At 55.0% G+C, this 1,390-nt stretch carries 1 protein-coding gene; it reads right to left on the minus strand.

The window, feature by feature from the left end; all coding sequences use genetic code 11:
- Positions 1-325: 325 nt before the first annotated feature.
- Complete coding sequence (locus tag GHO32_RS26020; RefSeq protein ID WP_048377755.1) at positions 326-1,345, minus strand: IS30 family transposase; 1,020 nt, start codon at positions 1,343-1,345, stop codon at positions 326-328.
- Between the last annotated feature and the right edge of the window lie 45 nt (positions 1,346-1,390).

A 1,390-nucleotide genomic window follows, 5' to 3' on the forward strand; every position in this document is an offset into this window, starting at 1 on the left:
GGCGGTCTCAAGGAGCAAGTGCAACAGTCAGTTAATTTTCTGAGCTTGCTAAGCGAAACAATCCCGCTTCCAAAACATCGTTATCAATGGGCGTCTGACCGAACCGAGCTTACCTGACTAAGCACAATTTCCACTACCAAGTGCTTAGCCGTGATCAAGCCCTTCGGTGGCTGCAGCAGCGGCTATACACACCCCCCCCCTCATCGCTTAAACAATGGCTATACACACCCCCCCCTCCATCGCCAATGTGACGGCTTGGAATGACCCAATAGAAACACCCATTAGACGCATCCACCAGATAACTTGGAGGGCTTGCCCTTACCGGTCAGTTTATCGTTTCAAGCTTGTTGGTCGCGGAAAGCTGAAGATGATCTACTAGCACCTCAACCGGAAATTTCCAGCCCAGTGTCTGGCGGGGTCGGGTATTGAGCAGATCAGCGATTTCGTCCAGCCGTGCCTGCGTCACCAGAGAGAGATCTGTGCCTTTGGGGAGGTACTGACGCAACAAACCGTTCGTATTTTCATTGCTACCACGCTGCCAAGGCGAGTGTGGATCGGCGAAATAAATCTTCATCCCCGTGCGCGCAGTAATTTCGGCATGACGGGCCATTTCGCTGCCTTGATCATGCGTCATGGTTTTTAGGAGCGATGGCGCCATCCGCGACATTTCCCTCACGATCGCTTCCGCCGCCGCCTCTGCGGTGGGGGCTTCGAGCTTGGCGAGAATCACATAACGGCTCGTACGCTCGACCATGGTGGCAACCGCTGAGCGATTATTGGCGCCCATGATCAGATCACTCTCCCAATGCCCAGGGACCAGACGATCTGCAACCTCAGGGGGGCGTAGGTGAATACTCAGATGCGCAGGGTAACGTTCTCGACGCACATTGCTTTGGGTTCGCTTAGGACGTTTGCCGTCAGCCTGACGTAGATAACTGATCAACTGGCGTTTCAGCTCGCCGCGCGGATAGGCATAGATGGCGAGGTAGATAGTTTCGTGGCTCACATGTCGCTCGGATTGGCCTGGCCAGATACTGCGTAGTCTGCGGGCAATTTGTTGCGGTGACCAGCCGATGCGGAGCATTTCGACGACCACTTGAAATAGCTCTGAGTCTGGAGACAAACGCCGCTGACGGCGAGGCGCATGTCGAAGCTGTTGAGCCCTGCTGGTAGCTTGGATGGCGTCATAGTGAGGCTGCTGGGGGTTGCGTTTGATCTCACGACTAATGGTGCTGGGGTGACGGCCTAGCAAAGCGGCAATAGCTCGCAGCGTCTGTCGTTGAAAGAGCATCACCATAATGGTGACGCGCTCCTCGGTACTCAGGTGGTTGTATTGGGTAGACATGGCAACACCTTACATGAGGTGTTGCACTTGCTCCTTGAGACCGCC

Origin of the sequence: Pseudomonas sp. FSL R10-2189 (genome assembly GCF_009600325.1) — a bacterium.
Taxonomy (GTDB): Bacteria; Pseudomonadota; Gammaproteobacteria; order Pseudomonadales; family Pseudomonadaceae; genus Aquipseudomonas; species Aquipseudomonas helleri.

Excerpts from the sequence above, each read along its gene's own strand:
- GHO32_RS26020 (WP_048377755.1), bottom strand. The coding sequence starts at position 1,345 with ATGTCTACCCAATACAACCACCTGAGTACCGAGGAGCGCGTCACCATT.